Here is a 7,149-nt window from a genome sequence, read left to right as displayed (position 1 = left end):
TTCCGGTATTGTTCGTCCTTAGCGTTGCTTGGCGTACCTCCCACGCTATGCCCTCAATATGGTCTAGCACATCTCGGAAATACGGGATTACCTCCCGGTCGATGCAAGGCATGTCAGGGTGGGTGAGTTTGTTCGCTACCTCGCCCATGGGGCCAAGGACCCGTTGGAACCGCATCAGCTCACGTCGTAGATTGAAGATGCGACTGATTTCCTCCCGGGCCAGGAAAGCGTCAAGCGCCCGTTGCTCCATTATGACGACTTCCTCCTCGATGGCCTCCCCGATCGGCAGATAGCCATCGACGATGAAGTCGATAATGGCGTGCAGAACATAGTCGACACCATGCGCGAGTAGTGACGGCGCCGCCTCAAGCTGGCCGCGCAGCGTGCTGTGCGAGCGTGCCGATCCATGCCGCACGGTGATGACATGACTGGGACCCACGAATATCGCGGTTTCACCGTAGGCGATAACCTGATCCTCAAGCCGGGCAGTCAGCGCGACCACGAACAGCTGATCGCCGTAGACATCGACCTTCGGATGCTGGTGGGCTTTCAGAGCATCCTCAACCGCAAGCGGGTGAAGGCCGTAGTGCTCCTGGAGCTTCCGAAGCTCCTCCTCGGACGGCTCCAGCAGGCCGATCCAGACGAACTCCGCCTTGTCGTCCGAACAAAATGTCGGCTCGTCGATCGAAAGCGACCGGACCCGCTGGCCGTGGCGATAAAGGGAAGCGGCAACAACGCTCATCAGGACCCTCTAAACATTGATAGACAATCGCCCTAACAGGAGACGATCCTTACGTCGCTGCGAACGCCTATCCCCACTGCTGAAGCCTCAGCGCGATCGTAAGCGCAATTTCCCCCGTGCCAGCCAAAAGTCGGAGACATGCTTTTGAAGAATGGTGACATCGGCCCGCATGACCCTCTCTTTCATGATTGCCGGATCGACACCATCGCCTGCGATTCCGTGCTAGGCTGCCCATGCTTTGTCGTTGCTAACCAACGGGCAGGAACGAGCCATGTTCAAGTGACGATCAGCGACCCGCCTCGTTCAGCCAAAGGGCATTCACGGACTCCGCGCGTCCGCCGTCCTCTGCGCTGGTGGGAGCTTGCGTTACCGGCCGGCGTGTGGATTGTCGCTGGAAAGGTGTTGCTGGTGGGTGCCCGCACGCTGGGGCGGTCCGCACTTCGGCATCCATATGCAGTGTTCTCGCTTATCCGTTTATCCGGTCGATCTTCCCGCATCGGTTTCAGAGTTTGGCGGCACCTGGGAGGCAAGTGGCGTTAAGCGCTCATGATATACCTACAGCGGGGGCGCGATCCTGACCGTGCATCGCACCGTCTCGCGCTTGCGGGCTGCGGCCTTGCTGCACCCCTCGATCGTCTCGCGGTTGGCCGTCACGATCCTGTCGGCACCGAGGATCCCGCGGAACGCGGTCGGGCTGGCGCTCTGCATCATCCGCTGCCCTGCTTCCCAAAGGGGAAGGTCGAGCGTTCGCGCTGCCATGCGCTCCGGCCATTGCCAGCTCGCCGGCGCGATCTCGCGCGCGACCAAGCCCGGCACGATCGACCATACAAGGATGCCGATCGCCGCCCCGCCCAGCCCGAACCATAGCTGCCGGTTCTTCTGGTCGACCCGAGTCCATGCCGATCCGGCGAGGCTGCGAAGCTCGGCCATGACGCGGGCCTTGTCCTCGCCGGCCTTGGCGAGCGCCGCCTGGTCCTCGCGCCGGGCGGTGCTGCCTGCTGCGGCGATACGCTGCGCCATCTGCTCGGGCGTCATTGCCAGCGCCGGACTGCGCGCGATCACGTCGTTGATGACCGCGATCCGCTCGGCTGTAGCGTCCACGCCCTGCTGCATCCGCCCCAGCGTCTCGGAATAGTCGGGCACATCGATATGCGCCCGCTCGGCCGCCAGGCCCTCCACGGCACGGCGTAGCAACGCCAGCTCGCGGTCCTGACCTTCTATCACGGCGCGCAACCGGTCGAACGCCTCCGCCGGATCGCCGCCTTCCTGAATATCGTCGTCCATCATCACCTACCGGCTCATGCCACGGTCGCGGTCACGCCCGATGCTGACCGACTGCGCCAGCTCGTTTGCGATCGATCGACCGCGCTCCATTTTCAGTTCCAGCTCAGGCGCGCGCCGGTGCAACGCGGATTCGAGTTGGGGGTCGCGATGCAGCCCGCCCGCCATGCTCTCCATGCGCTTGCCGATCTTCTCCGCGCCCGCATGGTCGCCGGCACGCTCCATGCTGGCCTGCGCCTCCTTCAATCCCTGCCACTGCTCCACGAACCGGCCGGCGCGCTTCTCCGGATCTATGCGGACCTGGCGCTCGGTTTCCATCGCCTTCGCCGCGCCGCTGGTGTTGCCCCCGGCGGCCTGCTCGATCAGCTTGGGATCGCGCGCCAGCGCCGATGCGAGGTCGCGGGCGGCATGGGGCCGAACCTGGTCGAGCGCGTCGCCTGCCTTCGCCAGCGCCTGTTCCTGGTGCGCCAGCACCGGCAAGCCTTTTTCCAGCATCCGGCCTATGTCGGCACCGGCTCGCGCATAACGCTCGATAGCCTTGGCCTGCGAGGGTGGAAGCGGGCGGTCGGCCGTGCTGCGCTCCGGCGACGTCGCACGCTCCGCTGCCGGTTTCGGCCGGAAGCCGTCGAACATGCCCCGCGCCTTGTCGCGGACCTTCGCCACCATTTCACGCGCGCGTTCCGGGAACCGGATCTCGCGCCGATCGGCGAACGCCCGCGCCTGATCCTGCTCGGGCTTGGCGTAATCGCCCGCCATATCCTTGCCCCGGTCGCGCGACAGAGCGCGGACCAGCTGGCGCTGATCGGCGAAGTCGTCGCGACCGTAGTGGAGCTGCACGTCGTCACGGTGCCGCGACAGGCCGACATAGGCGCTGTGCCGGTCCATGCCGGGGGTGGCGAGGACGTGCGCCCGATCGACCGTCACCCCCTGCGATTTGTGGAACGTCGCCGCATAGCCATGATCGACATGGGCATAGTCCTTGGTGTCGAACGCGACGCCGCGCCCGTCATCGAGGCGCACCGCCATGCGCTCGGACGATACCCGCTCGATCGTGGCGAGCGTGCCGTTCTTCACCCCCATGCCGCGTTCGTTGCGCAGGAACATGATGCGGTCGCCGGTCGCGAACTGCCGCTCGCCACGCTCGGCCTTCACCGTCACGTCGTCGCCAAGGTCGCCGCTCGCGCGCAACCGGTCGCGCGCCTCGCCATTGAGGCTCTGCACCTCGGCGTTGGTGTGGGTAAGGATGATCCGGCTCTTGCCCGGCTCGGCCTGACGCGCGCGGTCCCAACCGTCCACTAGCTCGCCCCGGGCCTGCTCGCGAGTGTCGACCGCGTGGACCATACCCTTGCCGTCATAGGCGTGGATCGCCTCACCGGTGCGCCCGGTCGCCAGCGCTCGCGTCGCGTCGCGCTGCCAGTCCTCGCGCTGCCGGCGTATCTCGGTGATCTCGGCCGCGCCGTGGCGCTCGGTGACGCTGCGGAACGCCGCGCCCGCCTCGATCGCCTGCAACTGCTCGGGGTCGCCCACCATCACGACCTTGGCCCCGGCGTCACGCGCCTGGCTCAACACGCGCTCCATCTGACGCGAGCCGATCATGCCGGCCTCGTCCACCACCAGCACGTCCTTGGGGCCTAGCTGCTCGCGGCCCTGCCCCCATGCGTGTTCAAAACTGGCGATGGTGCGAGACTGGATGCCGGACCCGCCTTCAAGGTTTTCGGCCGCGATGCCCGACAACGCCGCACCGCGTACCGTGTAACCAGCGCGCTCCCATCCGTCGCGCGCCACCCCCAACATGGCCGATTTGCCGGTGCCGGCATATCCGATCACGTTGGCGATGCCGCCCGGACCCACTATATGCTCCAACGCGGCTCGCTGCTCTTCCCCCAGCACGAGTCCTTCACTCCCGGCGCGCGTGATTGCCCCCTCCATTGCGTGCGCCGGGAGACCATGCCCGGCCCGGCTCGCCAGCTCGTCGCCGGCGCGCTCAAGCCGGGCCTCCACCGCGATCATATCGCGCGATGTGAACCGCTCCTGGTCGCGTCCGTCCTTCCCCAATGCGACCAGCTCGGGCGATCCCCGAACCGCTCCCATCACCTGGTCGAACTGCTCCTTGCCGTCGCTGTGGCGGAACGCGAACGTCGCAAGGTCGCGGACGGTGAACGTGGCCTGCTGCCGGGTGATCGCGTCCAGCGCGACATTGGGATCGGCGATGATCTTTGCGCCGTTCTCGCGGGCGATGCGCGTGTGATCCTCGATCCGCTCGGCCTCAAGCCCCTGCTCCGGCCTGCGGGATGCTGCCGGGCCGATCTTGTGCTGCGGCTCCAGCCCGATCCCCTGCGCCTCATAGCTGCGATGGTCGATCCGACCCTCCAGCCCAAACTCGGTCATGCGCTCGTTGACGTGCGCGCTCCACGCTTCGCGCCAGTCCTTCAACAGCTCCGTACTATTCCAGTCGCGGTTCTTTTTTCCGAACCCGTCCGGGCCTACATCGCGCATCGTCATCATCACATGCGCGTGCGGCTTCGGACTGCCGTCCTTCGCCTTGTCCCAATGCACGTTGAGGTCCGCGACCATTCCGCGATCGACAAACTGCTTTTTCACGAAATCACGCGCAAGCTGGACGCCCTGCCTTTCGTTCATCTCGCGCGGAATCGAGAACTCGACCTCGCGGGCAAGTTGCGCGTCCTTGCGCTTCTCGCCTGCCTCCACCTCGTTCCATAGCGTTGTGCGATCGTTTAAACGCTCCGGTGCGCCCGCCGGCAACATCACCTCGGAGTGGATGACACCAGCCTTGTTGCTGAAGTCATGATCGCGGTTCAGCCGATCGTCGTGCAGCTCGGACGCGGAACGATAGGCGGCGCTCGCAACGGCGCTCGATCCGTTCGCGCGGCTCACGACTTTGGCAGAGAAATGGTAGATCGCCATGACGCTCTGCACACTGCCTTACTTAGCGCACGTCGGCAACGACGTATAAGCGCGCACTCACACTCTCTGCCGTTCGCATGATTGACTTCGCCGCATTTCTGGATCGGAACGGTTCCTCGCGCGCGCGATCGTGCTACGCTGCGGCTCCCGATCATGGGCGCGAGGGAGAGAAGATGCGCAAGGTCCGCGACTATGACGCCGAACTGCGGGCGCTCGGCGACAAGGCCCGCACGCTCAAGGCGAAGAAGGTCCAGCAGCTCGGCGAACTCGTCACCTCCACCGGGGCCGATGCGCTCGACGCCGATGTGCTGACCGGAGCGCTGCTCCACATCGTCGCCGAAGCGCAGGTTGAGGGAAACCGGGAGGCGTGGCGCTCCGATGGCGCGGCCTTCTTTCAAGGACGCGGGCGCAAGGCTGGGCGACGCACTAGCAGCAATGCACAAGGCGGAAACCAAACTGGCACAGGCGAGGCGCAGGGTTGAAGCCGCCGCGCGCCGCGCCGATACGAGAGGATGGGTCGTGGCCCGCCGCGAACGCACCCGCCACCTGATCGAGCTGGGCGGCCTCGTCCACAAAGCCGGCCTCGTCGATCTGACCGACGATGATCGCGCGACCCTCTACGGCGCGATGCTCGATCTCGCCGCGCGCGCCCAGGGCGAGGATGCCGACAACATGCTGACGCTGTGGAAGCGGCGCGGCAAACGCGCGTTCGACGCGGAAGCGGAAGGGAGTGACGCACCATGACCAGGCTCGATGTCGAAGCGATCCGGGCAGAGGTCCGCGCGCTCGATTATGTCCGCGGCACCCCCGCCGAAATCGCTCTGTGGCGCGAAGGCGATGCCGAAGCCCGCGCCAATCTCGCGATCGAAGGCATGGACCTCGACGCCGACGAACACGCCCTGTTCGACATGCTGCGCGCAGAAGCTGTCCCCCCTCCCCTCGCCACCGCGATCGTTCTCAAGCTGCTCGATCATCCCGACGCCGACCCGGCGCTGGCGATCTCGCCGGCGACGATCCGGGCGGACGGGTAAGCGGCGATGGAATGGTTCCGCCAGCTCGGCCGTGCGCTCCGCAACCTCGCCCGTATCGCGCGCGAACAGCCGATATGGGCGATCACGGCCCTCGTCACCAGTCCGGTCGCGCTGATCCGCCACCTGTTCGGCGTGGTGGTCCTGTTCCTCATCACCGGCCTGGTACTGGGCCTCGGCGTGCCGCTGATCCTCGGCAAGCTGCTCGGCCTGCCCCGCGATTCCAACATCTACCAAATCGTAATGATGCTGACGAGCCTGGTCATCATCCTCGTCACGCTGCGCGCCCTCTTCCAACCGCTGATCCTGCGCTATGGCGGTCCTGCCGGCGATGACACCCACGGTTCGGCCCGCTTCGCCACCGATCGCGAGACGCGCCCGCTCGCCCAAAATGGCGAAGGCCTGCTGATCGGCCGTGATCGCAAATCGGGCAAGCTGCTGCGCTACGCCGGTCCCGCCCATCTGCTGACGATCGCGCCGACGCGCACCGGCAAGGGCGTGGGGACCATCATTCCCAATCTGCTCGACTATCCCGGTTCGGTCATCTGCATCGACCCCAAGGGCGAGAATGCCCGCATCACCGCCCGCTATCGCGCGAAGTTCGGCCCGGTCCATGTCCTCGATCCCTTCGGGGTGACGGGCATCCCCTCAGCCGCGTTCAACCCGCTCGATCGCCTCGACCCTGCCGGCCTCGATCTCGCCGACGACGCCATGACGCTGGCTGACGCGCTGGTCTATGACGCTCCCGGCGAAGCGGGCGAGGCGCATTGGAACGAGGAAGCCAAGGCGCTGATCGCCGGTATCCTCTTGTGGGTGGCCTGTGACCCGCAAGCGCAAGGCCAGGACCGCACGCTGGAAGCCCTGCGCGACTGCCTCACCTTCGCGCCTGATAACTTCCAAAGGATACTGCGGGAAATGTCGCGCAGCACGCAGGCGCGGGGCCTGATCGCGCGTGCCGCCAACCGCCACCTGGGCAAGTCCGACCGCGAAGCGGCCGGCGTGCTGTCGGCCGCGCAGCGCCATACCCATTTTCTCGATTCCCCGCGCATGTCGGCCGTGCTGGGCCGCTCGGATTTCACCTTCGCCGATGTGAAGACGCAGCCCACAACCGTCTATCTGGGGTCCGGTGAGAGAATGTTCGAAAACGTACGCTAAGGGATCAGAGCGATTGCA

Annotated in this window: 6 protein-coding genes and 1 pseudogene; 4 read left to right on the top strand and 3 right to left on the bottom strand. The window is 65.9% G+C overall.

The features are described from left to right. The 3 genes from AX672_RS15835 to traA form a co-directional block, all read right to left on the bottom strand. Positions 1-742: magnesium and cobalt transport protein CorA (locus AX672_RS15835; RefSeq protein ID WP_066652974.1), on the bottom strand; the 742-nt coding region annotated here is incomplete at its 3' end. A gap of 555 nt (positions 743-1,297) precedes the next feature. Further along, entirely contained in the window at positions 1,298-2,026 is a 729-nt protein-coding gene (locus AX672_RS15830) for a DUF6118 family protein (RefSeq protein ID WP_231731397.1), read from the bottom strand. 6 nt (positions 2,027-2,032) lie between these two features. Further along, complete coding sequence (gene traA / locus AX672_RS15825; protein ID WP_062346093.1) at positions 2,033-4,948, bottom strand: Ti-type conjugative transfer relaxase TraA; 2,916 nt, start codon at positions 4,946-4,948, stop codon at positions 2,033-2,035. A 173-nt stretch (positions 4,949-5,121) separates the two neighbouring features. On the opposite strand from traA, the gene AX672_RS15820 reads away from it, so the two are divergent. The 4 genes and pseudogenes from AX672_RS15820 to AX672_RS15805 form a co-directional block, all read left to right on the top strand. Continuing rightward, positions 5,122-5,430: a conjugal transfer protein TraD gene (locus tag AX672_RS15820; protein ID WP_031309918.1), complete on the top strand. Its 309-nt coding sequence runs from the start codon at positions 5,122-5,124 to the stop codon at positions 5,428-5,430. Positions 5,431-5,467: 37 nt separating this feature from the next. Then, a complete protein-coding gene (locus AX672_RS15815) occupies positions 5,468-5,692 on the top strand; it encodes a conjugal transfer protein TraD (RefSeq protein WP_062346064.1) in 225 nt (74 codons plus the stop codon). Continuing rightward, entirely contained in the window at positions 5,689-5,979 is a 291-nt protein-coding gene (locus tag AX672_RS15810; RefSeq protein WP_062346066.1) for a hypothetical protein, read from the top strand. Before AX672_RS15815 ends, AX672_RS15810 begins: the two co-directional genes overlap by 4 nt. Positions 5,980-5,985: 6 nt before the next feature. After that, positions 5,986-7,095, top strand: a pseudogene (locus tag AX672_RS15805) (type IV secretory system conjugative DNA transfer family protein); the annotation flags it as partial. Positions 7,096-7,149 lie beyond the last annotated feature (54 nt).

The sequence above is a fragment of the Sphingomonas sp. CCH10-B3 genome (assembly GCF_001556185.1).
In the GTDB taxonomy this organism is placed as follows: Bacteria; Pseudomonadota; Alphaproteobacteria; order Sphingomonadales; family Sphingomonadaceae; genus Sphingomonas; species Sphingomonas aquatica.
This window is presented reverse-complemented; position numbering and strand designations above follow the sequence as displayed.

Bases quoted from the DNA above. Each gene is read 5' to 3' on its own strand.
- traA (WP_062346093.1), bottom strand. From the start codon at position 4,948: ATGGCGATCTACCATTTCTCTGCCAAAGTCGTGAGCCGCGCGAACGGA.
- AX672_RS15810 (WP_062346066.1), top strand. From the start codon at position 5,689: ATGACCAGGCTCGATGTCGAAGCGATCCGGGCAGAGGTCCGCGCGCTC.
- AX672_RS15830 (WP_231731397.1), bottom strand. From the start codon at position 2,026: ATGGACGACGATATTCAGGAAGGCGGCGATCCGGCGGAGGCGTTCGAC.
- AX672_RS15820 (WP_031309918.1), top strand. From the start codon at position 5,122: ATGCGCAAGGTCCGCGACTATGACGCCGAACTGCGGGCGCTCGGCGAC.